The organism is Brevundimonas bacteroides DSM 4726 (assembly GCF_000701445.1).
Lineage (GTDB): Bacteria > Pseudomonadota > Alphaproteobacteria > Caulobacterales > Caulobacteraceae > Brevundimonas > Brevundimonas bacteroides.
Map to the genome: position 1 here is coordinate 436,300 of NZ_JNIX01000007.1, position 22,958 is coordinate 459,257.

Annotated in this window: 28 protein-coding genes, 2 tRNA genes and 1 other RNA gene; 16 read left to right on the top strand and 15 right to left on the bottom strand. The window is 67.5% G+C overall.

Annotation, left to right across the window (positions count from 1 at the left end):
- Positions 1–105 precede the first annotated feature (105 nt).
- Positions 106–2,505, top strand: coding sequence for an endopeptidase La (gene lon / locus Q333_RS0104400; protein ID WP_029415533.1), 2,400 nt, complete (start codon positions 106–108; stop codon positions 2,503–2,505).
- Between the two features lie 79 nt (positions 2,506–2,584).
- Positions 2,585–2,661, top strand: a tRNA-Val gene (locus Q333_RS0104405).
- A 3-nt stretch (positions 2,662–2,664) separates the two neighbouring features.
- Here Q333_RS0104405 and Q333_RS0104410 read toward each other — a convergent pair.
- Complete coding sequence (locus Q333_RS0104410; protein ID WP_051651111.1) at positions 2,665–3,861, bottom strand: class I SAM-dependent methyltransferase; 1,197 nt, start codon at positions 3,859–3,861, stop codon at positions 2,665–2,667.
- Between the two features lie 2 nt (positions 3,862–3,863).
- Positions 3,864–4,868 carry a porphobilinogen synthase gene (gene hemB / locus Q333_RS0104415; protein WP_029415535.1) on the bottom strand — a complete coding sequence of 335 codons (1,005 nt, stop codon included), beginning with the start codon at positions 4,866–4,868 and terminating at the stop codon, positions 3,864–3,866.
- A gap of 71 nt (positions 4,869–4,939) precedes the next feature.
- Here hemB and Q333_RS0104420 point away from each other — a divergent pair, with 71 nt between their 5' ends.
- From Q333_RS0104420 to Q333_RS17250, 4 genes are all read left to right on the top strand, one after another.
- Positions 4,940–6,079, top strand: a complete 1,140-nt coding sequence (locus Q333_RS0104420; protein ID WP_029415536.1) for an isobutyryl-CoA dehydrogenase — start codon at positions 4,940–4,942, stop codon at positions 6,077–6,079.
- 72 nt (positions 6,080–6,151) lie between these two features.
- Positions 6,152–6,457 carry an ETC complex I subunit gene (locus tag Q333_RS0104425; RefSeq protein WP_029415537.1) on the top strand — a complete coding sequence of 102 codons (306 nt, stop codon included), beginning with the start codon at positions 6,152–6,154 and terminating at the stop codon, positions 6,455–6,457.
- A 131-nt stretch (positions 6,458–6,588) separates the two neighbouring features.
- Positions 6,589–6,665, top strand: a tRNA-Arg gene (locus Q333_RS0104430).
- A 19-nt stretch (positions 6,666–6,684) separates the two neighbouring features.
- Positions 6,685–6,945: a hypothetical protein gene (locus Q333_RS17250; RefSeq protein WP_029415538.1), complete on the top strand. Its 261-nt coding sequence runs from the start codon at positions 6,685–6,687 to the stop codon at positions 6,943–6,945.
- Here Q333_RS17250 and metC read toward each other — a convergent pair.
- Positions 6,942–8,105 (bottom strand): cystathionine beta-lyase, encoded by a 1,164-nt coding sequence (gene metC / locus Q333_RS0104440; RefSeq protein WP_029415539.1) that lies wholly within the window; start codon positions 8,103–8,105, stop codon positions 6,942–6,944. The genes Q333_RS17250 and metC overlap by 4 nt on opposite strands.
- A 102-nt stretch (positions 8,106–8,207) precedes the next feature.
- Between metC and Q333_RS0104445 the strand changes: the two genes are divergently transcribed.
- Positions 8,208–9,317 (top strand): amino acid ABC transporter substrate-binding protein, encoded by a 1,110-nt coding sequence (locus Q333_RS0104445; RefSeq protein WP_029415540.1) that lies wholly within the window; start codon positions 8,208–8,210, stop codon positions 9,315–9,317.
- A 48-nt stretch (positions 9,318–9,365) separates the two neighbouring features.
- Entirely contained in the window at positions 9,366–10,691 is a 1,326-nt protein-coding gene (locus Q333_RS0104450; protein WP_035293702.1) for a dicarboxylate/amino acid:cation symporter, read from the top strand.
- A 4-nt stretch (positions 10,692–10,695) separates the two neighbouring features.
- Here Q333_RS0104450 and sseA read toward each other — a convergent pair whose 3' ends face one another.
- On the bottom strand, positions 10,696–11,529 hold the full coding sequence (gene sseA / locus Q333_RS0104455) for a 3-mercaptopyruvate sulfurtransferase (protein ID WP_029415542.1): 834 nt from the start codon (positions 11,527–11,529) through the stop codon (positions 10,696–10,698).
- On the opposite strand from sseA, the gene Q333_RS0104460 reads away from it, so the two are divergent.
- Positions 11,528–13,084: a cryptochrome/photolyase family protein gene (locus Q333_RS0104460; RefSeq protein ID WP_029415543.1), complete on the top strand. Its 1,557-nt coding sequence runs from the start codon at positions 11,528–11,530 to the stop codon at positions 13,082–13,084. The two genes, sseA and Q333_RS0104460, sit on opposite strands and share 2 nt — an antisense overlap.
- Here the strand turns inward: Q333_RS0104460 and Q333_RS0104465 are convergent.
- From Q333_RS0104465 to Q333_RS0104475, 3 genes are read right to left on the bottom strand one after another with little or no spacing between them, the layout of a single operon-like run.
- On the bottom strand, positions 13,074–13,298 hold the full coding sequence (locus Q333_RS0104465) for a YdcH family protein (RefSeq protein WP_029415544.1): 225 nt from the start codon (positions 13,296–13,298) through the stop codon (positions 13,074–13,076). The genes Q333_RS0104460 and Q333_RS0104465 overlap by 11 nt on opposite strands.
- Positions 13,299–13,337: 39 nt before the next feature.
- Positions 13,338–13,805, bottom strand: a complete 468-nt coding sequence (locus tag Q333_RS0104470) for a TIGR02444 family protein (RefSeq protein WP_029415545.1) — start codon at positions 13,803–13,805, stop codon at positions 13,338–13,340.
- A complete protein-coding gene (locus Q333_RS0104475) occupies positions 13,802–14,416 on the bottom strand; it encodes a UbiX family flavin prenyltransferase (RefSeq protein ID WP_029415546.1) in 615 nt (204 codons plus the stop codon). The genes Q333_RS0104470 and Q333_RS0104475 overlap by 4 nt, the downstream gene beginning before the upstream one ends.
- Before the next feature lie 140 nt (positions 14,417–14,556).
- Here Q333_RS0104475 and Q333_RS16320 point away from each other — a divergent pair, with 140 nt between their 5' ends.
- Positions 14,557–14,730: a YdcH family protein gene (locus tag Q333_RS16320; protein WP_035293789.1), complete on the top strand. Its 174-nt coding sequence runs from the start codon at positions 14,557–14,559 to the stop codon at positions 14,728–14,730.
- A 63-nt stretch (positions 14,731–14,793) separates the two neighbouring features.
- Here Q333_RS16320 and Q333_RS0104485 read toward each other — a convergent pair whose 3' ends face one another.
- A complete protein-coding gene (locus Q333_RS0104485) occupies positions 14,794–15,018 on the bottom strand; it encodes a ribbon-helix-helix domain-containing protein (protein ID WP_029415547.1) in 225 nt (74 codons plus the stop codon).
- A gap of 74 nt (positions 15,019–15,092) precedes the next feature.
- Between Q333_RS0104485 and Q333_RS0104490 the strand changes: the two genes are divergently transcribed.
- Positions 15,093–15,854, top strand: coding sequence for a Coq4 family protein (locus Q333_RS0104490; protein ID WP_029415548.1), 762 nt, complete (start codon positions 15,093–15,095; stop codon positions 15,852–15,854).
- Positions 15,855–15,943: 89 nt separating this feature from the next.
- Entirely contained in the window at positions 15,944–16,858 is a 915-nt protein-coding gene (locus tag Q333_RS0104495) for a DMT family transporter (protein ID WP_051651112.1), read from the top strand.
- On the opposite strand, the gene Q333_RS17565 is transcribed toward Q333_RS0104495, so the two are convergent.
- Positions 16,855–17,001 carry a hypothetical protein gene (locus Q333_RS17565; RefSeq protein WP_157072357.1) on the bottom strand — a complete coding sequence of 49 codons (147 nt, stop codon included), beginning with the start codon at positions 16,999–17,001 and terminating at the stop codon, positions 16,855–16,857. The two genes, Q333_RS0104495 and Q333_RS17565, sit on opposite strands and share 4 nt — an antisense overlap.
- Before the next feature lies 1 nt (position 17,002).
- The gene (locus tag Q333_RS17255; RefSeq protein WP_084175736.1) at positions 17,003–17,179 is read right to left on the bottom strand and encodes a DUF4169 family protein; all 177 of its coding nucleotides are present in this window, start codon (positions 17,177–17,179) and stop codon (positions 17,003–17,005) included.
- A gap of 67 nt (positions 17,180–17,246) precedes the next feature.
- Here Q333_RS17255 and Q333_RS0104510 point away from each other — a divergent pair, with 67 nt between their 5' ends.
- The 3 genes from Q333_RS0104510 (at position 17,247) to Q333_RS0104520 (ending at position 18,915) form a co-directional block, all read left to right on the top strand.
- Positions 17,247–17,483 carry a DUF2171 domain-containing protein gene (locus Q333_RS0104510; protein WP_029415550.1) on the top strand — a complete coding sequence of 79 codons (237 nt, stop codon included), beginning with the start codon at positions 17,247–17,249 and terminating at the stop codon, positions 17,481–17,483.
- 101 nt (positions 17,484–17,584) lie between these two features.
- Positions 17,585–17,977: a YccF domain-containing protein gene (locus Q333_RS0104515; protein WP_029415551.1), complete on the top strand. Its 393-nt coding sequence runs from the start codon at positions 17,585–17,587 to the stop codon at positions 17,975–17,977.
- Between the two features lie 113 nt (positions 17,978–18,090).
- Complete coding sequence (locus tag Q333_RS0104520; RefSeq protein WP_029415552.1) at positions 18,091–18,915, top strand: alpha/beta fold hydrolase; 825 nt, start codon at positions 18,091–18,093, stop codon at positions 18,913–18,915.
- Between the two features lie 4 nt (positions 18,916–18,919).
- Here the strand turns inward: Q333_RS0104520 and fumC are convergent, their stop codons facing one another.
- Positions 18,920–20,311: a class II fumarate hydratase gene (gene fumC / locus Q333_RS0104525; protein ID WP_029415553.1), complete on the bottom strand. Its 1,392-nt coding sequence runs from the start codon at positions 20,309–20,311 to the stop codon at positions 18,920–18,922.
- Between the two features lie 147 nt (positions 20,312–20,458).
- Between fumC and Q333_RS0104530 the strand changes: the two genes are divergently transcribed.
- The gene (locus Q333_RS0104530; protein WP_245591482.1) at positions 20,459–20,770 is read left to right on the top strand and encodes a RusA family crossover junction endodeoxyribonuclease; all 312 of its coding nucleotides are present in this window, start codon (positions 20,459–20,461) and stop codon (positions 20,768–20,770) included.
- On the opposite strand, the gene Q333_RS0104535 is transcribed toward Q333_RS0104530, so the two are convergent.
- The 4 genes from Q333_RS0104535 to ssrA all read right to left on the bottom strand — a co-directional run bounded on the left by Q333_RS0104535 (position 20,743) and on the right by ssrA (position 22,923).
- Positions 20,743–21,150 (bottom strand): GFA family protein, encoded by a 408-nt coding sequence (locus tag Q333_RS0104535; RefSeq protein WP_029415555.1) that lies wholly within the window; start codon positions 21,148–21,150, stop codon positions 20,743–20,745. The two genes, Q333_RS0104530 and Q333_RS0104535, sit on opposite strands and share 28 nt — an antisense overlap.
- A gap of 57 nt (positions 21,151–21,207) precedes the next feature.
- Positions 21,208–21,948, bottom strand: coding sequence for a C13 family peptidase (locus Q333_RS0104540; RefSeq protein WP_029415556.1), 741 nt, complete (start codon positions 21,946–21,948; stop codon positions 21,208–21,210).
- 55 nt (positions 21,949–22,003) lie between these two features.
- Positions 22,004–22,492: an SspB family protein gene (locus Q333_RS0104545; RefSeq protein WP_029415557.1), complete on the bottom strand. Its 489-nt coding sequence runs from the start codon at positions 22,490–22,492 to the stop codon at positions 22,004–22,006.
- A 65-nt stretch (positions 22,493–22,557) separates the two neighbouring features.
- Positions 22,558–22,923: a transfer-messenger RNA gene (gene ssrA / locus Q333_RS17260) on the bottom strand.
- Between the last annotated feature and the right edge of the window lie 35 nt (positions 22,924–22,958).

Sequence of the window (22,958 nt, forward strand, 5' to 3'; positions counted from 1 at the left end):
CTCGAACGCCGTCGGAATCGACGGGCCGGTCGAGGGCAGCGCCGCATTTCGCGGGGCGTTCCGGCCGGCGGGCCGGAGATCGTCAAAGGCCCAGGAGCCGCATCAATGTCCGAGAGTAGAGTCCTCCCCGTCCTGCCGCTGCGGGACATCGTCGTGTTTCCCCACATGGTCGTGCCGCTCTTCGTGGGGCGCGAGAAGTCTGTGCGGGCGCTCGACGAGATCATGAAGGGTGAAAAGCAGATCCTGCTGGCCACGCAGAAGAACAGCGTCGATGACGACCCGACGCCCGACGCCATCTATCCCATCGGCGTCATCGCCACCGTGCTTCAGCTGCTGAAACTGCCCGACGGGACGGTCAAGGTGCTGGTCGAAGGCAAGGGCCGCGCCCGCCTGACCCGCTTCACCGACCGCGAGGAGTATTTTGAGGCCGAGGCCGTCGAGATCGAGGACGACCTGGGCGAGCCGTCGCAGGCCGAAGCCATGCTGCGCGCTGTCGTCGAGCAGTTCGAGAACTATGTGAAGCTGAACAAGAAGGTGCCGCCCGAGGCCCTCAGCTCCATCCCCCAGATCACCGACGCGTCGAAGCTGGCCGACAGCGTCGCCGCCCATCTTTCGGTCAAGATCGCCGACAAGCAGGCCCTGCTGGAAACCATCGCCGTGCCCCAACGGCTGGAGAAGGTCTATGGCCTGATGGAGGGCGAAATCAGCGTCCTTCAGGTCGAGAAGAAGATCCGCTCGCGCGTCAAGCGCCAGATGGAGAAGACCCAGCGGGAATATTATCTGAACGAGCAAATGAAGGCGATCCAGCGCGAGCTGGGCGAGACCGACGATGCGCGTGACGAGATCATGGAGCTGGAAAAGCGCATCCGGAAGACCAAGCTGTCCAAGGAAGCGCGCGCCAAGGCCGACGCCGAGGTCAAGAAGCTGCGCAACATGAGCCCGATGTCGGCGGAATCCACCGTCGTGCGGAACTATCTCGACTGGCTGCTGTCAATTCCGTGGGGCAAGGCCAAGACCAAGCCCATCGACCTGGCCAAGGCCGAGGACATCCTCGAGGAGGACCACTACGGCTTGGAGAAGGTCAAGGAGCGGATCATCGAGTATCTGGCCGTCCAGGCCCGCACCAACTCGCTGAAGGGCCCGATCCTGTGCCTGGTCGGCCCTCCGGGCGTCGGCAAGACGTCGCTGGCCAAGTCGATCGCCAAGGCGACGGGGCGTGAGTACGTCCGCATGTCGCTGGGCGGGGTGCGTGACGAGGCCGAGATCCGCGGCCACCGCCGGACCTATATCGGCTCCATGCCGGGCAAGATCATCCAGTCGATGAAGAAGGCGAAGACGACCAACGCCTTCATCCTGCTGGACGAGATCGACAAGCTGGGCGCCGACTGGCGCGGCGACCCGTCCTCGGCCCTGCTCGAGGTGCTGGACCCGGCCCAGAACAACACCTTCGGCGACCACTATCTTGAGGTCGACTACGACCTGTCGAACGTGATGTTCGTGACCACGGCCAACAGCCTGGACATGCCCCAGCCCCTGATGGACCGCATGGAGATCATCCGCGTCTCCGGCTACACCGAGGACGAAAAGGTCGAGATCGCCAAGCGTCACGTCCTGCCCAAGGTCACGACCGACAATGGCCTGAAGCCCGCCGAGTTCGTGGTGCCCGATGAGTCGATCCGCGAGCTGATCCGCTATTACACCCGCGAGGCCGGGGTGCGTTCGCTGGAGCGTGCCCTGGGTGGACTGGCGCGCAAGGCCGTGCGCGAGATGGCCAAGGAGAAGACGCTGTCGATCACGGTCGATAGCGCCAAGCTGGCCGACTACGCCGGCGTCCGGAAGTTCCGCTACGGCGAGACCGAGGAGAACGACCAGGTCGGCATCGTCACCGGCCTGGCCTGGACCCAGTTCGGCGGCGACATCCTGACCATCGAGGCGATCAAGATGCCGGGCCGCGGCCGCATGACCGTGACGGGCAACCTGAAGGACGTGATGAAGGAATCGATCTCGGCGGCGGCGTCCTACGTCCGCGCCCGGTCGCTGGCCTTTGGCGTCAAGCCGCCGGTCTTCGAGAAGACCGACATCCACGTTCACGTGCCGGACGGCGCCACGCCCAAGGACGGCCCGTCCGCCGGCGTCGCCATGACGGTGGCCATGGTCTCGGTCCTGACCGGCATCCCGATCCGCAAGGACATCGCCATGACCGGCGAGATCACCCTGCGCGGCCGGGTCACGGCCATCGGCGGGTTGAAGGAGAAGCTGCTGGCCGCATTGCGGTCCGGCGTAAAGACCGTCCTGATCCCGCAGGAGAACGAGAAGGACCTCGCCGACGTGCCCGACAATGTGAAGGGCGCGCTGGAGATCGTCCCGATCTCAACGGCCGACGAGGCGCTAAAGTGGGCCCTGACGGGCGCGCTCACGCCCGTGGAGTGGGACGAGGCGGCCGAGCCGCTGAACCCCACCCCGCCGCCGCTGGCCGGCGACGGCACGACGGTGGTCAGCCACTAAATGCGAAAGCCTCCCCGGTCCGCCGGGGAGGCTTTTTCTTGATCCGGAACGAAGGGCGCGGCAGATACCGTGCGTGGATGGGCGGCTAGCTCAGCTGGTCAGAGCATCTCGTTTACACCGAGAGGGTCGGCGGTTCGAACCCGTCGCCGCCTACCACCCTCAGCCCCTGCGCAGCGCCCGACGCGACCAGCCTGAATAGGTGAGGGCCGGGTCCGACGGCATGCGAGCATAGGCGTGGGTCTCAAGGCCCGACGTGCTGCGCATCGTCAGGCGGATGGGCTTGTCCTCGGCGGCCTGCGCGCGGGAGAGGCGAAAGCTCCAGCCCAACGGCGGCGCGGGAGAGGCGGGGAAGGTAGCCTGTATGTCGGGTCGGTCGCCGGTCGGGGTCGCGCTGAGAACCGGCTCGCCGTCGACATGGACAAGCATGTCCAGAGACGCTCCCGGCGTCCGCTCGATCGCCCAACCCGAGAACTCCACCGAGCCGTCGGTCAGGAGCGTGGCCCGCTCGAAGCCGCCCATCGGCGGACTGGCGACCGTTAGGCCGGACAGGTCGCGGTCGGCTCCGCCGACGACGTAGAGGGCCTGGTTCTCGTAGAGGCCCTTGTGGAAAACGCGCCAGGACAGCGGCCGGTCCGGGGCGATGCGGGCGATCGCATCGGCGACGAAAGCCTCGGTGACATAGGTCATGCCGTAGATCGCCGGGTCCAGGCTGCCGCTTTCGCTCCACGGGAAGAAGCGGATCCCGCTTCCGTCCATGCTCTGGTCGGACGGGAGGATGCTTTCGTCGTGGACGCTGAAGGCTAGGACGCCCTCAGGGGTCAGCAGGCCGTGCAGACGCCGCAGCCAGGCCCGGAAAAGATCGGCGGGCAGGTGGGAAAACAGCGAACCTACGAAGATCACGTCATGCTTGCGGTCGTGCGCCAGGGCGGCTGGATCGGGCACGGAGGCGAAGCCGTTGACGCCGAACGTCCGGACCTGCCAGTCGATGGCCTCGGCATAGATGTCCGAGACCCAGATGCGCTCGGCGGGCAGGCGCTGGAGCAGGGCGCGGGTCAGGCGGCCATAGCCCGAGGCGAAATCCAGCAGGCTGGACACTCCGTCGAAGCCGCCGAACGCCTGCTGCACGATCTGATCCAGCGCCTGGTAGTGGCGAACCGTCGCCTCGACGAACTTGAAGGCGCCAATGCCGCGGTCGCCCTTGAAGTTTGGCAGCAGCGCCTTGAAGAACATTTCGTCTTCGGCCGGCTGGGGCGCGGCGAGGAAGGCGGCCGGGTCGAATCCGGACATCCGAAGATAGTCCTCGGCCCAGCCGCGATAGATCGGATCGATCCGGCCGAAATCCAGCGGTTCGGTCATGCTCAGCTGCCGAGCAGGCGCGCGGCCTGGGGCGCGAAATAGGTGAGCACGCCCGCGCAGCCCGCGCGCTTGAAGCCGTGCAGCGTCTCCAGGATCGCCCGGTCCTCGTCCAGCCAGCCGTTGGCGATGGAGGCCTTCATCATCGCGTACTCGCCGCTGACCTGATAGGCGAACGTCGGAACGCGGAAGGTCTCCGACACGCGGCGCACGATATCGAGATACGGCATGCCGGGCTTGACCATGACCATGTCGGCGCCCTCGGCGATATCCATGGCGACTTCGCGCAGGGCCTCGTCGGTGTTGGCGTAGTCCATCTGATAGGTCTTCTTGTCGCCCGTCAGCTGCTTCGCCGACCCTACGGCGTCGCGGTAGGGGCCATAGAAGGCCGAGGCGTACTTGGCCGCATAGGACAGGATCAGCGTTTCGGGGAATCCATTGGCCTCCAGCGCCTCGCGGATCGCCTGGACCCGGCCGTCCATCATGTCGGAGGGGGCCACGACGTCGGCGCCGGCATGGGCATGGATGAAGGCCTGCTCTGCCAACCGCTCCAGCGTCGGATCGTTGACGATCCGGCCGTCCTCCAGCACGCCGTCGTGGCCGTGGTCGGTGTAGCAATCCAGCGCGACGTCGGTCATGACGCCGATGTCGGGCGCGGCGTCCTTGATCGCGCGGATGCAGGCGGGGACCAGGCCGTCGGGATCGGTCGCTGCGGCGCCGACGGTGTCCTTGATTGACGGATCGACATTGGGGAACAGACCGACCATCGGAATGCCGAGGCTTTGCGCTTCCTTGGCGGCCTCGGCGGCGGCCCTGGGCGACAGGCGGAAGACGCCCGGCATCGACGGCACCGGCACCCGGTCCTCGGCTCCGTCATGCACGATCAGCGGCCAGATCAGGTCGGACGGCGTCAGCGTAGTCTCGGCCACCATGCGCCGGACCCAGGGACTGGATCTCAGGCGGCGCGGGCGGGCGAAGGGGTAGGAGGCAGGGGCGAAGGGCGCGATCATGACGCGGGTTTAGCGTTCTTCTCTGCGACTGGGGAAGCGGATAGAAGGCCCCAAACCTTTCGGGAGACCCCATGGATTTCGCCCTCACCGACGACCAGCGCGCCATTCAGGACGCCGCGCGCGCCTTCGCCGAGGCCGAGCTGGCCCCCCATTCGGCCGAATGGGACGAGACCAAGCACTTCCCGGTCGATGTCATGCGCCGGGCGGCCGAGATGGGCTTCGCCGCCATCTATGCGGGCGAGGAACATGGCGGCATGGCGTTGGGTCGGGTCGAGGCGGCGGTGATCTTCGAGGAGCTGTCGCGCGGCGACGTGTCGACGGCGGCCTTCATCTCGATCCACAATATGGCGACCTGGATGATCGACAGCTTCGGCTCGGACGACCTGCGGGGGCGGTATGTGCCACGCCTGGCCACGATGGAGCTGATCGCGAGCTACTGCCTGACCGAGCCTGGCTCGGGGTCGGACGCAGCGGCCATGCGGACCACGGCGACGCGGGACGGCGACCACTTCGTCCTGAATGGCTCCAAGGCCTTCATCTCGGGCGCGGGGACCAGCGACGTCTACGTCGTCATGGCCCGGACGGGGGAGGCGGGGCCGAAGGGCATCTCGACCTTCGTGGTGGAGAAGGACACGCCGGGCCTGAGCTTCGGAGCTCAGGAAAAGAAGATGGGCTGGAACAGCCAGCCCACGGCGGTCGTGTCGTTCGACGACTGCCGCGTGCCGGTCGGCAACCTGCTGGGCAAAGAAAGCGACGGCTTCCGTTACGCCATGATGGGGCTGGACGGGGGTCGGCTGAACATCGCGGCCTGTTCGCTGGGCGGCGCGCGGCTGGCGCTGGAGACGGCGCAGGCCTACGTCGCCACGCGAAAGCAGTTCGGCAAGCCACTGAACGAGTTTCAGAACGTCCAGTTCAAGCTGGCCGACATGGCGACCCAGCTGGAGGCGGCGCGGCTGATGGTGCTGCGCGGCGCCTGGGCCATCGACACGAGCCACCCGGAAAAGACCAAGTGGTGCGCCATGGCCAAAAGGCTGGCCACCGACGCCTGCTTCCAGATCGCCGACGAGGCGCTGCAGCTGCACGGCGGCTACGGCTATCTGAAGGACTATCCGCTGGAGCGGATCGTGCGCGACCTGCGTGTGCACCGCATCCTCGAGGGCACCAATGAGATCATGCGGGTGATCACGGCGCGGGAGATGATGCGTCAGTAGGCGCCGCAGCCCTCGACGCCGGGGGCCAAAGCCCTGTAAGTCCGCCCCAGTTCAGCCGACCCGAGACCGCCCATGCTCGCCCGCATCTATCGCCCGGCCAAGACCGCCATGCAGTCCGGAAAAGCCAAGACCAAGGACTGGCGCCTGGAATTCGAGCCGGCCTCGGCGCGCACGATCGATCCCCTGATGGGCTGGACCAGCTCTACCGACATGAACGGCCAGGTCCGTCTGTCGTTCGAGACGAAGGAGGAGGCTATCGCCTACGCCGAGCGCCACGGCATCCCCTTCCGCCTGCACGAGCCGCAGGAACCGCCGGTGATTCTCAAGGCCTACGCTGACAACTTCGCCACGGGCAGAAAGCAGCCCTGGACGCACTAATTGGTGCGGCTAACGCTCGCCGCGCGGCGGCTCGCTCCTTGAGCCGCAGGTTTCTGCGGCTAACGCTCGGCTCGCGGAGCCGCGTGGCTTGAGCCGCGTGCTGTTTTGGGGCTAACCCCACGGTCCCATCGGCGCCCTTAGCTCAGCTGGATAGAGCACCCGCCTTCTAAGCGGACGGTCGCAGGTTCGAATCCTGCAGGGCGCGCCAATCCTTCGAGGACGACATCATGGTCGAAATCCGAAATCAGGTTCTCGAGGGTCGGCAGGAACTCGACGGAAACACCTGCTACGCCTGCGAATTCCGTGACGCCATGCTTGTCTTCAGGGGCGTCCAGCAGCCCGGCTTCTCGAACTGTCGCTTCACGCGCAGCCGCTTCGCCTTCGAGGGTCCGGCGGCCAACACCGTCCACTTCTTGCGTGGCATGCTGGGGCGTCAGTCCGGCATGCGCGGCTTCGTCACCGGCATGATGCCGGAAATTGAGGGTTAGCCGCGCAAGGCGACGAATGCCTGCTCAAGGTCGGCGATCAGGTCGGCGGGGTCCTCGAGCCCGATGTGTAGGCGCAGCAGCGGCCCCTCCAGCTTCTGCGGGACATCGCGAAACGCGAGCTGGGGCGTCTCATGGGTCGCCAGGCTTTCGAACCCGCCCCAGGAATAGCCGAGGCCGAACAGGGTCAGGACTTCGAGGAAGGCCTCGGCGGCGCGCGCATCGCCGCTGTTAAGAACCACACCGAGGATCGAGGCCGCACCAGTGAAATCGCGGCGCCAGATCGAATGGCCCGGATCGCCGGGCAGGGCGGGGTGGAGAACGCGGGCGACCTCCGGGCGGGCGGACAACCACTCGGCGACCCTCAACGCCGATCGAGCCTGCTCGGCATAGCGGACGGGCAGGGTCCGCAGGCCCCGCAGCGCCAGCCAGGCGTCGTCGGGCGAAACGCACAGGCCGAGGTCCTCGACTGTGTTCGCGACGGCCTTCACCACGGCCGGTTCTCTGGCGCAGATGGAACCCAGCAGCACGTCGGAATGGCCTGCGGCGTATTTGGTCAGGGCCTGGACGCTGACGTCCACGCCGTGGGCGAGCGGCTTGAACGCCAGTCCGACCGCCCAGGTGTTGTCCATGACGGTCAGGACGCCCCGGTCGCGCGCGGCGGCGGCCAGCGCCGGCACGTCCATCATCTCGAAGGTCAGGGAGGCGGGCGACTCGATCAGGATCAGACGCGTCCGCTCACCGGCCGTCGCCATGATCTGCTCGACCGACGCCTCCGGCGTGTGGAACCGGGTCGTCACGCCTCGCGAGGCCAGGTGCCGGGTCAGGAACCGCCGCACGGGGCCGTATATGGCGTCGGTGGCGATCACCTCGTCGCCCGGCCGGGTCAGGGCGAGGATCGGCACGGTGACAGCCGACAGGCCCGACGGGGTCAGCCAGCAGTGCTCCGCTCCCTCCAAATCGGCGACGGCGGCGCGCAACGCCGCCTGCGGGGCGGTGCCCTCGATGCCGTAGACCGGACCCAGGCTGGCGTCGCGCATGTCGGCGACCCGGTCGGACAGCAGCGTCGAGGCCCGCTCGATCGGAGGGCTGACAGGCCGACGCCCGCCGCCCCGCCGCGTGGCGGAGGCGATCAGGCGGGTCCGGTCGGAAAGGCGGTCCATTCGGCGCTCCATGGGTTGCGATCCGTCGTCCAAAGGCCTCTATAGCGGCCGGGGCGCGAGCCGACGACGCGAGTCGTCGCCAACCGTGACGCGGGACGGATCATGGGTGTGAGTGCAGGTCGGGTTTCGCTGTGGGCCGCGTCGCTGGCCGCCGTCCTGACGCTGGCCGCCTGCGGGCGCGACGCCGAACCGGACGCTCCCGCCGAACCGACAGGTTCAAGCCCGACGACGACGTCGACCGCTGCCGTCGAAAGTCTGACTCTTCAGGCCATCCAGCGGCGCGGGCGACTGAACTGCGGTGTGCATGAGGGGCTCGTGGGTTTCGCCTACACTGACAACCGCGGGCAGTGGCGCGGCTTCGACGCCGACTTCTGCCGGGGTCTGGCGGCCGCCATCTTCGGCGATCCGGAGGCTGTGCGCTTCGTGCCCCTGACGGCGGAGAACCGTTTCCAGGCCTTGCAGGACGGTCGCATCGACGTTCTGTGGCGGAACACCTCGTGGACGATGGAGCGCGACACGGGCGGTCAGCTGAGCTTCGCCGGGATCAACTACTACGACGGCCAGGGCTTCCTGGTGCGCCGGTCGCTGGACCTGGCCAGCGCGGCGGAGCTCAACGGTGCGCGCGTCTGCGTCCAGTCGGGCTCGACCAGCGCGCTCAACGCCGAGGACTATTTCCGCAGTCGGGGCATCGAATACGAAGCCGTCGTCCTGCCGAGCGAGGAGGCCGCCCGTCAGGCCTATGGCCGAGAGGACTGCGACGCCTTCTCCGCCGACATCTCCGCCCTGGCGGCGGCGCGCACGACCCTTTCCGATCCGGCCCGGCACGTCCTGCTGCCCGAGGTCATCTCCAAGGAACCACTCGGCCCGGTCACGCGGCGCGGCGACGAGCAATGGACGGCCGTCGTCCGCTGGACCCTGAACGCCCTGATCCTGGCCGAGGAATACGGCGTCACCCGCGCCAACGTCGACGAACAGGCCGAAGGGGCCCGCGACCCGCGTGTTCGCCGCCTGCTGGGTGTCGAAGGCGAGTTCGGACGGCGGCTGGGCCTGCCCGCCACCTGGGCGGCCGATGCGGTGGGTGCCGTCGGGAACTACGGCGAGATCTTCGAGCGAAATCTGGGGGCGCAATCGCCTCTCGACCTCGCGCGCGGTCTGAATGCACAATGGAACGCTCGACCGGGCGGCCTGATCTATGGCCTGCCGGTCCGCTGACCACAACGAGCCGACCCGCCAGTCGCGGGTGGCGCCTTCGGGGGACGAATGGATACGACGACACGCGGCGGGATCCCGCTTCACTGGCTGATGCTGCTGGGCTTCGTGGTCGGGCTGGGGGCGGGGCTCTACGTCAACCAGTTCGTCGGGCCGGAGACGGCCTGGGTCCAGTGGCTGACCGAAAACGTGACGGGACCGGCGGGACAGATCTTCCTGCGGCTGCTGTTCATGCTGGTCATCCCGCTGCTGTTTTCCGCGCTGGTCGTCGGCGTGGCCGAGATGGGCGATCTCAAGTCGCTGGGCCGCGCCGGCTTCAAGACCCTGGCCCTGACCGTCGTCGTGTCGGCGATCGCGGTTGTCATCGGCCTGGGGCTGGTGAACTATTTCCGCCCCGGGGACGGGGTCGATCCGGCGCTGGCCCAGCGCCTGCTGGCGGAGGGCGCAGAGGGCGCGGCGGGCATCGTCGAGAATGCGCCCGAGAGCGTGCAGTTCGGCCAGTTCTTCCTCGACCTGATCCCCTCCAACGTCTTCACGGCGGCGGCCGAGAACCAGATCCTGCCGATCATGATCTTCGCCCTGCTGTTCGGCATCGGCCTGGTTATGGCCAAGGGGCCGAACGTCGATCAGCTGAAGGTGACCATCGAGGGCATCCTCGAGGTGACGATGAAGCTGATCAACATGGTCATCAAGCTGGCCCCCCTCGCCATCGCCTGCCTGATGTTCAACCTCGCGGCCCTGTTCGGCTGGGATCTGCTGGTGCGGCTCGCGGCCTTCGTCGGCGTGGCCGTGGGGGCCATGGCGATCCACATGTTCCTGGTCTATCCGCTGGTCGTGCTGATCGGCGCGGGCAAGAACCCGCTGTGGTTCTTCAAGGGCGTGCAGCGGCCCATGCTCGTCGCCTTCACCACCGCCTCGTCCAACGCGACCCTGCCGGTGTCACTGAAAGCGGCCGAGGAGGAGCTGAAGCTTCCCCGCAAGATCTCCCGCTTCGTCCTGACGGTCGGCGCGACCGCCAACCAGAACGGCACGGCCTTGTTCGAGGGGGTGACGGTCCTGTTCCTCGCCCAATTCTTCGGCATCGAGCTGTCGATCACCCAGCAGGTCGTGGTGATGCTGGTCTGCATCCTGGGCGGCGTCGGCACGGCCGGCGTGCCGGCGGGCTCGCTGCCCGTCATCGCCATGATCCTGGTCATGGTGGGCATTCCGCCGGAGGGGATCGGCCTGATCCTCGGCGTCGACCGGTTCCTGGACATGTGCCGCACGGTGTTGAACGTCACGGGTGACCTGGTGCTGGCCACCGTCGTCTCGCGCGGAGAGAAGGACGAGCCAGTTCCTCCGGCCGCGCCTCAGCCGACCGTGGCGACCGTCGCCTGATCCTTCAGGGGCCGGTGACGACGGGGGTGTCCGCGCGGCTGCCCCACTCGGCCCAGGCGCCGTCGTAGAGGGCGCTGTCCTGACCCAGCTCGGCGAGGGCCAGCGTCAGGACGGCCGCCGTCACGCCCGAGCCGCAGCTGGTGACGATGGGCCGGTCGAAGGTCACGCCGGCCTGGCTGAAGCGATCGCGCAGAGCGTCAGCGGGCAGCAGGCGGCCATCGTCGTCCAGCACCGACTTGAACGGAACGTTCAGGGCTCCCGGCATGTGTCCCGAGCGCAGACCCGGACGGGGCTCGGCGGCCTCTCCGGAGAAGCGTGCAGCGGGACGGGCGTCGAGGATCTGGGCGTCGCCGGTCAGGGCGGCGAGCACGGTCGGCATATCGGCCACCGCGCCGCGACGCCGGCCGGGCGTGAAGACGGCGGGCGTCGGCGGCTCTGCCGGCCCCGAGGCCAGCGGCCGCCCTTCGGCGCGCCATTTCGGCAGGCCGCCGTTCAGCACGCGGACGTCCTCGGCCCCCATCAGACGGAAGGTCCACCAGACCCGGGCAGCGGAGAACAGGCCCTGACTGTCGTAGACGACGATCCGGTCGCTCGCGGCGATGCCCAGCGCGCCTGCGGCCTGCGCGAAGGCTGCGGCGTCCGGCAGCATGTGCGGCAGGTCTGTCGTGTGGTCAGAGACAGCGTCGAGATCGAAGAAGACCGCGCCCGGGATCCGCGCCTGCTCGAACTCGACGCGGGCGTCGCGCCCGTCGAGGTGCCAGCTGGCGTCGACGATCTTCAGGTTCGGCGCGTTCAGTTGGGCCGCCAGGTCGTCGGTCGAGATCAGAAAGGATGCCATGCCCCAGCCTAGCACGACCGGCGGCACGCTGAGACTGGTTCTGGGCGACCAGCTTTCCGACAGCCTGTCCGCGCTCGACGATCTGGACCCGGCGCGCGACGTGGTCCTGATGGCCGAGGTGCGCGACGAGGCGACCTATGTCCGCCACCACAAGCAGAAGATCGCCCTGATTTTCGCCGCCATGCGCAGCTTCGCCTTGCGGCTGGAGGGGCGCGGCGTGACCGTGCGCTACGTCCGCATCGACGATCCGGCCAATACCCATTCCATCGTGGGCGAGCTGCACCGCGCCCTGGACGACCAGCCGTTCGCGGCCGTGGCGATCACCGAGTGCGGCGAGTGGCGGCTGGCCGAGGCTCTGGCCGCCTTCGCCGGGGTGGCTGGCGTTCCGGTCGATATCCGGCAGGACACGCGCTTCATCTGTTCGCACGACCGCTTCCGGCGTTGGGCCTCGGGCAAGAGCCAGCTGCGGATGGAGTTCTTCTATCGCGAGATGCGCAAGGACACCGGCATCCTGTTGGACGACGGCCAGCCGGTCGGGGGTCAGTGGAACTACGACGCCGAGAACCGCAAGAAGCTGGCGAAGGGCACGCGGCCGCCGGGTCGTCTGCGCATCACGCCCGACGCGGTCGCGCAGGACGCCATCTCCGACGTGGCGCGGCTGTTTCCCGACCACTTCGGCGATCTGGACGGGTTCGGTTGGCCCACTACGGCGGAGCAGGCGGAAGAGGTGCTGGCGGATTTCCTGGCCAACGTCCTGCCGGGCTTCGGCGACTGGCAGGACGCCATGGCGAACGGCGAGCCGTGGATGTGGCACAGCCTGATCTCGACCTCGATCAACCTGGGCCTGCTCGACCCATTGGACGTCTGTCGCCGGGCCGAGGCCGAATACCGCGCCGGGCGCGCGCCGCTGAACGCGGTCGAGGGCTTCATCCGCCAGATCCTAGGTTGGCGAGAGTTCGTGCGAGGCATCTACTGGCTCAAGATGCCGGAGTATCGGGAGCGCAACTTCCTCGACGCCGACCGGACCCTGCCGTGGTTCTTCTGGTCCGGCAAGACCGACATGGCCTGCGTCGCCGACACGGTCGCCACGACGAAGCGCAACGCCTACGCCCACCACATCCAGCGGCTGATGGTGACCGGCAACCTCGCCATGCTGTTGGGCGTGCATCCCGACGAGGTCGATGACTGGTATCTGGTCGTCTACGCCGACGCCTATGAGTGGGTGGAGATGCCCAACACCCGGGGCATGGCGACCTTCGCCGACGGCGGCATCGTGGGCTCCAAGCCCTATGCGGCGTCAGGCGCCTACATCGACCGGATGAGCGACTACTGCGCCGGCTGTCGCTACGACGTAAAGGCCAAGGCGGGGGAGGGGGCCTGTCCCTTCAATCGCCTCTACTGGGGCTTTCTGGAGCGGAACCGCGCGCGGCTACGGGACAATGTCCGGCTGGCCATGCCCTATCGAACGCTGGAGAACTTCGGGCCGGAGAAGCGCAAGGCTCTGCTGGCCGAGGCGGATGCGACGCGCGAAGCGCTGGGCGCCGTCAGGCGATGATATCGGGCAGGATGCGGCTTTCGAGCTTCACGATCTCGTCGCGCAGGTTCAGCTTCTTCCGCTTGAGCCGCGCGATCAGCAGTTGATCCGGGATCGGCATGTGCGACAGGGCCTCGATCGAGGCGTCCAGGTCGGCGTGCTCCTGGCGCAGCAGCTTGACCTGCGCGCGCAGTTCCAGCTCTTCCTCGGTCAGAAAAGGCGTGTCGTCGTTCATTGTGGGCCCTGCGAAGGCGGGCTTATACTCCAGCCGCTCTCACGCCGGAAGGCGTTCGGCGAGGGCGGCCAGGGAGGGGCGCGGCACGACGCGGGTCCAGACGCGGGCGACGGCCACGAGGGCGTCCAGTGTCGCCGTCGGCGGGCCACCGCTCTCAGGAACCAGCGCCTCCAGATGAGCCATCAGAGCGCGTTCGGCGGCCAGTTCGACGGCCTTGATCTGATCTCGCAGAGCCTCCCGGCCCGCGTCTCCGATGTCCGGAATCGGACCCTTCAAGGTGCGCCGAATGGCTCTCAAAGGCCCCACCACCGCGCCGTCCCAGGCCCGCGCCGCGTCGCAGGCGGCTTCAATGGCTTCCTCGTCCAGCGCCCGCCCCGTCGCCGCCGTCCACGCCGCCCATAGCAGCAGCGGCACGTTCTGGCCGTGGGTATCCTGTAGCGTCAGACAGGCCTCTGACACGCCCGGCCGGCGATAGGCGGCCAGCGCCCAGTCCCAGAAGCCGCTCATTCCGCGACCGCCGGACCCTTCAGCCCCTCCCAACGCCGCACGGAGCGCCAATCCAGTCCGAACAGGTCCAGCGCCCGCCCGACCGACTGGTCCACCATCTCCGCGATCGACCCCGGCCGCGCGTAGAAGGCCGGCAGGGGCGGGGCGATGGTCGCGCCCATCTCGGCCAGAGCCGTCATGGTGCGCAGGTGTCCCAGGTGGAACGGCGTCTCGCGCACCATCAGCACCAGAGGTCGGCGCTCCTTCAGCACGACGTCGGCGGCGCGGGTCAGCAGGGTGGAGGTCACGCCGGTGGCGATCTCGCTCATGGTCCGCACGGAGCAGGGGGCCACGATCATCCCCAGCGTCCGGAACGAACCCGAGGCGATCGTCGCCCCGACGTCATTGAGCCGGTGAACCACGCTGGCCTTTGCCGTGAGATCATCCGGAGAGAGTTCAGTCTCCTGCGACAAAGTGAGCAGCGCGGCACGAGTGATGACTAGGTGGCTCTCGACCCCCAGTTCGTTCAGCGCATCCAGCACGCGAGCACCGTAAACCACGCCCGACGCGCCGGAAATGCCGACGACAAGGCGTCGCGGGGACGGTGCGGCTCCGTTCACAACTTGGTCCATTTTCGAGGGGAGGCTGCTGATGAGGAAAGTCTGGGTCCGGATGTTTGGATAACAACGTCTTGCGTCACCGAAACGTGATTCCCCAAGTCGTCAATCCGGGCGCTCACTACCCTCGTCCCTTAGACATGGAGGCGCAAGCCATGACCATAGAAGCTCGTATCCGCGAATTGGGAAACCGTCACCGCATGCTGGATGAGACCATTCAGCGCGAGTTCGGCCGACCCTCCGTGGATGAGTTGCAGGTCAGGGAGCTGAAGCGACAAAAGCTCCGGCTCAAGGAGGAGATCACCAGTCTGGAGGCGCGGGCCGGATAGGTCTTCGCTTCCGAAAAGCACACCTACGGCCCCGGAGCGATCCGGGGCCGTTTTTCGTGGGCGTCAGTGATGGCTGCGCGGCATGGGCTGCGCCGCATGCGACAGCGCCAGCAGCCGACACGCCGAGGCCAGAGACCGCCGCCCCCGCGTCTCGTCGATCCAGGCCAGCAGACCCGCCTGGCTGAGACCGCGCTCGGCCGCCACCCGGTCCAGCACCGCCCAGAACTCGGGCTCGAGCGCGACCGAGGTGGCGTGGCCGGCCAGGACGACAGAGCGCTTCTTGAGCAAGATCGAACTCCGATGACCGCTTGGCGTGGACGTGGGTTGCGATAGACTATCGGCCTCTCAGCCGGATGTAACCGATGACGATGGACGCCGCCGTCTATCCCGACGATTTCCAGCCGATCGCGCCCCAGCGGCTGCGGCCGCTCACGGCGCTGAAGGCCTTCAACCGCCTGATCCGCGACAAGGAAGACACCGCCCAGGTGTTCGAGATCATGCGCGCCCTGACGGGAGACTCCGGCGCGCGAGGCTACAACCGCATGCTCCGCACCGTCGAGGGCGGACGTCAGGCCTTTCTGCGCCAGGAGCTGGCGCAACGGCTGGACGACCACGCCTGGCTCTCCCGGTTCGAGCCGGGCACCGTTGGCGGCGAGTACCGGGCGTTCCGCGAGGCGCGAGGCTTCACCGCTGACGGCCTGGCCGAGACCGCGCGCGAGGTGGCGCCCGAGATCGACGCGCCCCACCCGGTTGTTTGGTACTCCCGCCGCCTGCGCGACATCCACGACATCTGGCACGTCCTGACCGGCTACGGCACCGATGCCCTCGGCGAGGCCTGCGTGGTCAGCTTCTCCTATGGCCAGACGCGCAATCTCGGCTTCGCCTTCATCGGCTGGGGCGCGGCCCGCGAGATCCGGCGCGAGAACCGCTCCATCCCCGCGCGGCGCGCGGTCTGGCAGGCGTGGCAGAATGGCCGCGCCGCCCAATGGCTGCCGGCGCTCGATTACGAGGCCCTGTTCGCCGAACCGTTGGAGACGGCGCGGGCGCGGCTGGGAATCCGGCCGCCGACGATCTACGCCGCCGTGCCCGAGGCGGATAAGGCGGCTCTGAAACTCCGCGCCTGATTTTTGTCGGCAACCAGGGTTGGCGCGATTGCAACGTGCCAAGGATCGGCGCAAGCGGGGTCGTCTGTTCTCCTCCCCGTGGTCGTTCCGTGTCGCTTCCGTCATTCGTAAGACCGTCCGCAGGGACGCTCGCCGTCGCGGGCGTGATCGTCTGCGCCGTCATCTGGGGCACGACCTGGTACGCCATCACCTGGCAACTGGGCAGCGTCGATCCCGCCGCATCCCTGACCTGGCGGTTCGGCCTCGCGGCGCTTCTGATCTTCGCCGGATGCGCCGTAACGAGCCGGTCCTTGGCCCTGACCCGCGCTCAACACCTCGCGGCGGTGGGGCAGGGGGCGTTTGTCTTCGCGGTCAGCTACTCCTTCACCTACGCGGCGGAGGAGAACGTCACCTCGGCCATCGTCGCCGTCGTTTTCGCCAGCCTGGCCTTTCTGAACCTGGTGCTGTTTCGCCTCGTCGTCGGCCAGAAGGCGCATCGCGCGGCCTGGATCGGGGCGACGCTCGGCATCGTCGGTGTCGCCGTTCTCTCGGGCGGAGAAGCCCTGGGCGACGGGCTGGATCGGCAGGCCCTGATCGGTATCGGCCTGGCGCTGCTCGCGGTGCTCAGCTCCGCCGTCGGCAACTATTTCTCCTGGCGCGGCCAGCAGGCGGGCTCGGCCATCCTGCCCCAGACCGCCTGGGCCATGGCCTACGGCACGGCCATGCTGGCCCTGTTCGGCCTGGCCACCGGCGCGCACTTCACCATCGACCCCAGCCCCGGCTATGTCATCTCGCTGCTGTATCTGGCGGTGTTCGGCTCGGTCATCGCCTTCGTCACCTATTTCGCCGTGGCCAAGGCGCGGGGCTATGCTCTGGCCAGCTACATCTCGGCCCTCACTCCGCCCATCGCCATGCTGGTCTCGGCCGTGTTCGAGGACGCCCGCTTTGGCTGGGCGGCGGCGGTCGGCCTGGCGCTCGTGCTGGCAGGGCAGGTGCTCCTGACGCGCGCCCCTCGGGCGGACTAGCCGAACCAGCTTTTCTTCTTCGGCTTCGGCTCGGACCCGGTCTTCGCGGCCTCGCGCTGCTCGCGCTCCCGGATGGCCTTGGCGCGCCGCAGGGCGATCAGGGCGATCAGGCTGTGGCGGCGCGGATCGGACGAGCCGGCCATGTCAGTCCTCGCGCTTGGACTGGTCCAGCAGCTGCTGGATGCGCGCGCGCTCTGCGTCGGCGGCCGTTTTTTCGCCCTTGGTACGCCCGTGGGCGGCGCGGTTGGCGGCGGCTGTCGCCCTGGCCTCGGCTTTGTCACGAGCCTTGCGCGCGCGGTTCAGGTTGATGATCTCGCCCATCTCGACCTCGCAACCGCCGGTCGGTCCCGGCGTTTCCCTGTCTCCCCGAACGCACAGGAGACGCCTCATGGTAGACCCCACCCTCATCCAGGAACACCAGGAAGTCATCGGCTCGGACGGACATCATGTCGGCCGCGTCGATCATGTGCTCGGCGACCAGATCGAACTGGCCAAGCTCGATCTCGCCGCCGGCTTCAAGCACCACATGATCCCGGTCAGCTGGGTCGACTATGTCGATGACGACAAGGTGCGCCTGACCCTGACCGCCGACGAGGCCAAGTCGCGCTGGACCGAGAAGCACTAGCCATCGGCTTACTGCGAATTCACGGAAAGCCCCGCTGCGAACGGCGGGGCTTTCTCTTATCTTGAGACGGTCGGCGTTCGGCCGACGGGGAGACGAAAGCCTTGATCCGCCTGATCCTCAACATCCTGTGGTTCATCTTCGGCGGCTGGATCAGTGGCCTGCTGTGGCTTCTGGGTGGCGCGATCCTGGCCATCACCATCGTCGGCCTGCCCTGGACCAAAGCCGCATGGCGGATCGCCAGCTACTCCTTCTGGCCGTTCGGTCGCGAGGTCGTGTGGGCCGGCGAGGCCGAGGGGCAGGGGATCGGCTGTTTCGGCATCGGTCTGAACGTCATCTGGTTCGTCTTCGCCGGCTGGTACATCGCCCTGTCGCACCTGCTGATCGCGGTGGCGGAGTTCATCTCCATCATCGGCATCCCCTTCGCCCTGAAGGACCTGGAGCTCGCCAAGTTGGCGCTCGCCCCCGTCGGCGCAACGATCCGCGACAAGCCCTGACGTCTCTCGGCGGCTGTCACTGAAGCGTGGCGCGGCGCTGGTAGTCTGTCTTTTCCGCCGCGCGATGGTTCCGATCCTCGGCACCGGGCGTCACAGCGGAGCAGGAGGCGGCCATGCCCTATGCGACCCTGAGAGACGGCACCCAGATGTTCTACCGCGACTGGGGCTCCGGCCAGCCAGTCGTGTTCCACCACGGCTGGCCCCTGAGCGGCGACGACTGGGACGCCCAGATGCTGTTCTTCCTGGCCCAGGGCTATCGCGTCATCGCCCATGACCGTCGCGGCCACGGCCGGTCGGGCGAGACCTTCGACGGCAATGAGATGGACACCTACGCCGCCGACGTCGCCGATCTGGCGGCCCGGCTCGACCTGCGCGACGCTATCCATGTCGGCCATTCAACCGGCGGCGGCGAGGTCACCCGCTATGTCGCCCGCCACGGGGCCGGCCGGGTCGCCAAGGCCGTGATCATCGGCGCCGTGCCTCCGATCATGCTCAGGACCGAGGCCTATCCGAACGGCCTGCCGCTCGAGGTGTTCGACGGGTTTCGCACGGCTCTGGCCGCCAACCGCGCGGCGTTCTATCGCGAGGTGGCCTCGGGTCCGTTCTACGGCTTCAACCGTCCGGGCGCGACGGTCATCCAGGCGACGATCGACAACTGGTGGCGTCAGGGCATGGCCGGGTCGGCCAAGTCCCACTACGACTGCATCAAGGCGTTCTCGGAGACGGACTTCACCGAGGACCTGAAGGCGATCGATGTGCCGATCCTGATTCTGCACGGCGAGGACGACCAGATCGTCCCCATCGACAACTCCGCCCGCCTGGCGATCGGCCTGGTCAAGCATGGAACGCTGAAGACCTATCCCGGCCTGCCCCACGGCATGTGCACGACCCATGCGGAGGTCATCCACGCCGACCTGCTGGCCTTCTTCCGGTCCTGATCCGTCACCCCGGGGAGATCATCTTCTCCGGGCGCACCGCCTCGTCGAATTCCGCGTCGGTCAGATAGCCGCCGCCGACGGCTTCCTGGCGCAGGGTCGTGCCGTTCTTGTGCGCCGTCTTGGCGATCTTGGCGCAGGCGTCGTAGCCCAGCTTGCCGTTCAACGCGGTCACCAGCATCAGGGAGTTGTTCAGGCCGCGCTGGATGTTGTCGATCCGCGGCTCGATGCCCACGACGCAGTTGTCGGTGAAGCTGACCGCCGCGTCGGCCATCAGGCGCACCGACTGCAGGAAGTTGTAGGCCATCACCGGGTTGAAGACGTTCAGCTCGAAATGCCCCTGCGATCCGGCGAAGGTGATCGCCGCGTGGTTGCCGAACACCTGGACGCAGACCTGGGTCAAGGCCTCGCACTGGGTCGGATTGACCTTGCCCGGCATGATCGACGACCCGGGCTCGTTCTCCGGCAGGGCCAGCTCGCCCAGGCCCGAGCGGGGCCCCGAGCCCAGGAAACGGATGTCGTTGGCGATCTTGAACAGCGACGCGGCCACCGTGTTGATCGCCCCGTGGCTCATGACCATGGCGTCGTGGGCGGCCAGCGCCTCGAACTTGTTCGGCGCCGTGGTGAAGTTCAGGCCGGTGATCTGGGCGATCTTCTCGGCCACGCCCTCGGCGAAGCCGATCGGCGCGTTCAGGCCCGTCCCGACCGCGGTTCCGCCCTGGGCCAGCTGCATCAGGTCGGGCAGGGTTTGTTCAATACGTTCAATGCCCTTGGTCACCTGCTGAACGTAGCCGGAGAACTCCTGGCCCAGCGTCAGGGGCGTGGCGTCCTGGGTGTGGGTGCGGCCGATCTTGATGATGCCCTTCCACGCCTCGGCCTTGTCGTTCAGCGCGTTCCGAAGCTTGGCCAGCGCCGGCAGCAGGCGGTGCACGACTTCCTCGGCGCAGGCCACGTGCATGGCGGTCGGATAGGTGTCGTTGGACGACTGGCTCATGTTGACGTGGTCGTTGGGGTGGACCGGCTGCTTCGATCCCATCTCGCCGCCCAGCAGCTCGATCGCCCGGTTCGAGATCACCTCATTGGCGTTCATGTTCGACTGGGTGCCCGAGCCCGTCTGCCAGACGACCAAGGGGAAGTGGTCGTTCAGCTTGCCTTCGATGACCTCATCGGCCGCCTGGACGATGGCCTTGCCGATGGCGGGGTCCAGCCGGCCCAGCGCCATGTTGGTCTCGGCCGCCGCGCGTTTGACGATGCCCAGCGCCCGCACGATCGGCAGGGGCTGCTTCTCCCAGCCGATCTTGAAGTTGCCCAGTGAGCGCTGCGCCTGTGCGCCCCAGTAGCGGTCGGCGGCGACCTCGATGGGGCCGAAGGTGTCGGTCTCGGTGCGGACGTCGGTCATGGTCGTCAGGACTCGCGAAGGCGTGGCGGGAAGATGCGCAGGCGTGTAGCACGGAGCCATGACCGGGCAAGGCGGACGCGCGTGACCTCAGACTGGATCGTCTCCGGCAAGGTCCGCGCGCGGGAGGAGGGGGCCTCCGTCGTCGTCATGATCGACGGCCTGACGACGCAGGCGAAATACTACAAGCCGCTGATCTACGAATTCTTCCGCAAGGAGTGGCGCGGGGCGCGGCCGTCCTATGGCGACTTCGTGGTCGAGATCGTCATGGAGCATGTCGGCGAGCCGCCCTGGATGGACCTCGACAACCTGGCCAAGGCCCTGCTGGACGCCATCAAGGGCTATCTGTTTCACGACGACGCCCAGGTGGCGCGGCTTCTCGTCGAGCGGCGCGAGGGCGAGCGCGAACGCATCACCATCCGCGCCTTCCCGCGTCAGGGCGCCTCGGACGGACCCGGATAGCGTTCGAACGCCGGCAAACGATCCAGATGACCCATCCAGCCGATGCGTTCCGCCGTCTGGATCTGGCCCTGCAGAGGTATGGCGTCGGGACTGTCCAGAGTGGCGCTCTGCACGTCGATCTGGCCCGGGAAGATGACCTCGTTGGTGTAGAACAGCCCCGTCCCGCAAACCCCGCAGAACCCCCGCCGCCCATGCTCGGACGAGGCGTACCAGACCGGCTCGCCTGTGATCCTGACCTGATCAGCGGGAGCCAAAGCCCAGGCGACGGCGGGCGCTCCGGCGGCCTTTCGGCAATCAATGCAGTGACACAGGGCGTGATGGATCGCCTCATCGGCGGTTTCATAGCGGATCGCGCCGCAGTGGCAGGCTCCGGTCAGCATCGTGCTCTCCTTGTCGATGGGCGTCGATGATGGCGCGAGGCTGCTGCCACCTTGGTGTCAGGATGACGGGCGGCTGAACTGTAGCGTCGGCACCAGCAGTTGCATGTTGGCCCCGATGAAAACCTGCGGCTCCGACGCCGGGCTCAACCCCTCCGCCTCCTCCCGATCCTTGACGCAGGACCGCACGGCGTTGCCCAGCGCGATGAAGTCCGTCGCCGTGGGCAACGCCTCGATCACGCAGCCGTCGAAATAGGGATAGACCGCATCCTCGCTGCACCCGAATGACGCGCGATCATGCCGCGCCGCCGTCAGGATCATCCGGTTGGGACCCGCCAGCCCGTCGATGAAGGAGCCCGAGAAACAGGCCGATAGCACCAGCACTGTCGGTCTCTCGCCGCACCAGTTCCTCAGAAGGCCAGCCAGGGTCGGTGGCGTCAGCCGGACGTCGGGGCCGAAGACGATCTCCCGCGGCACGCCGTGCGAGGTGATGTAGATCAGGCATCCGCTCGGCGCCCGCGCCGTCGCCTCGGCGATCCGGTAGATGGCCTCCTGGGCGGTTGTGACCGGCTGCGCGTCGGGCCTCAGCGTCACATCGACCATGTCCGCGCGGCTGAACCCCGCGGCCAGGAACCCGGACGTCAGGTCACGTCGCGCGTTGTCGAAAGCCTGGATCGGTTCGCCCGCGCTGGTGCGCCAGTCCGCGGCGATGATGGCCGAGGCCCAGCCGTCGAAACGGCTCTGGGCGTGCGCGGACCCTGCCGCCAACCAGACGAGAACGATGACGAGGGCTCTGACCACGGGCGTCTCCGAAACCGGTGACCGGAGGTTAGCGCGCCCTGTGTGGCCGTGAAGCCTACTTCTTGCGGAACTGGTCCAGTGAGACGACCTTGGGGCCCTCTTCGCCCGACGGCGCGGGCTCGGTCCGCTTCGGCGGCGCGGGCAGTTCCGCCACGGTCTGGGGCGCGATCTCGGGGGCCTCAAACTGCAGCAGGAACTGCACGCTCGGATCGTAGAACCGCGTGACGGCGACGTAGGGCACGGTCAGCACCTTGGGCATGCCGCCGAACTTAAGCATCACCGAAAACAGGTCGTGCTCGACCGCCAGGTCCCAGTACTGGTGCTGGAGGACGACTGTCATCTCGTCGGGATACTTGGCCACCACGTCGGGCGGCACCGATACGCCAGGGGCCCGGGTCTTGAAGGTGATATAGAAATGGTGGGCACCCGGAATGCCTTGCGGGCTGGCGGCGCGTTCGAGCGCGGCGCGGATCACTCCGCGCAGGGCGTCCTGCGCGAGCTTCTCGTACTGCATCTCGTCGATCGGCTGGGCGTCGTCGGCCATGGAACCCTCACTGGAGGCGACTGATAGCGGCCACGCGCGGCGGGCGAAAGATGGGAATGAGGGAAAGTGCCGGCTTCTGTTGCCAGGCGCCGGCGGGCCCCGCCTGGGGATCTGAACCCCCAGGGCTTAAGTGTTCGAAATCAACCGAACCGCATTACGCGGCGAGGCGGACTTCTTCAGCGAAGTTATCGTTCGCAGGTAGTTTAAAGGCCCGATACGGTGGGCCAGGACGGGCGAAAGCAACCTCTTTACACGTCCGTCGATGCTAGTCGGCCCCGCAGAGTTCCGCCGATAACGCGGAAGAGATTGGTGGAGCCGCCGGGAATCGCACCCGGGTCCGGTCCGCTTATTACAAGCGCGTTTATCGCCATAGCCGGGACCGAAGCCCCGGCGGGACCAATATAGGTGCCAAGGCTCTTGCTTCCAAGTTACGAAACGACGTCTCCTTGCACGCAGGGGGATCCAC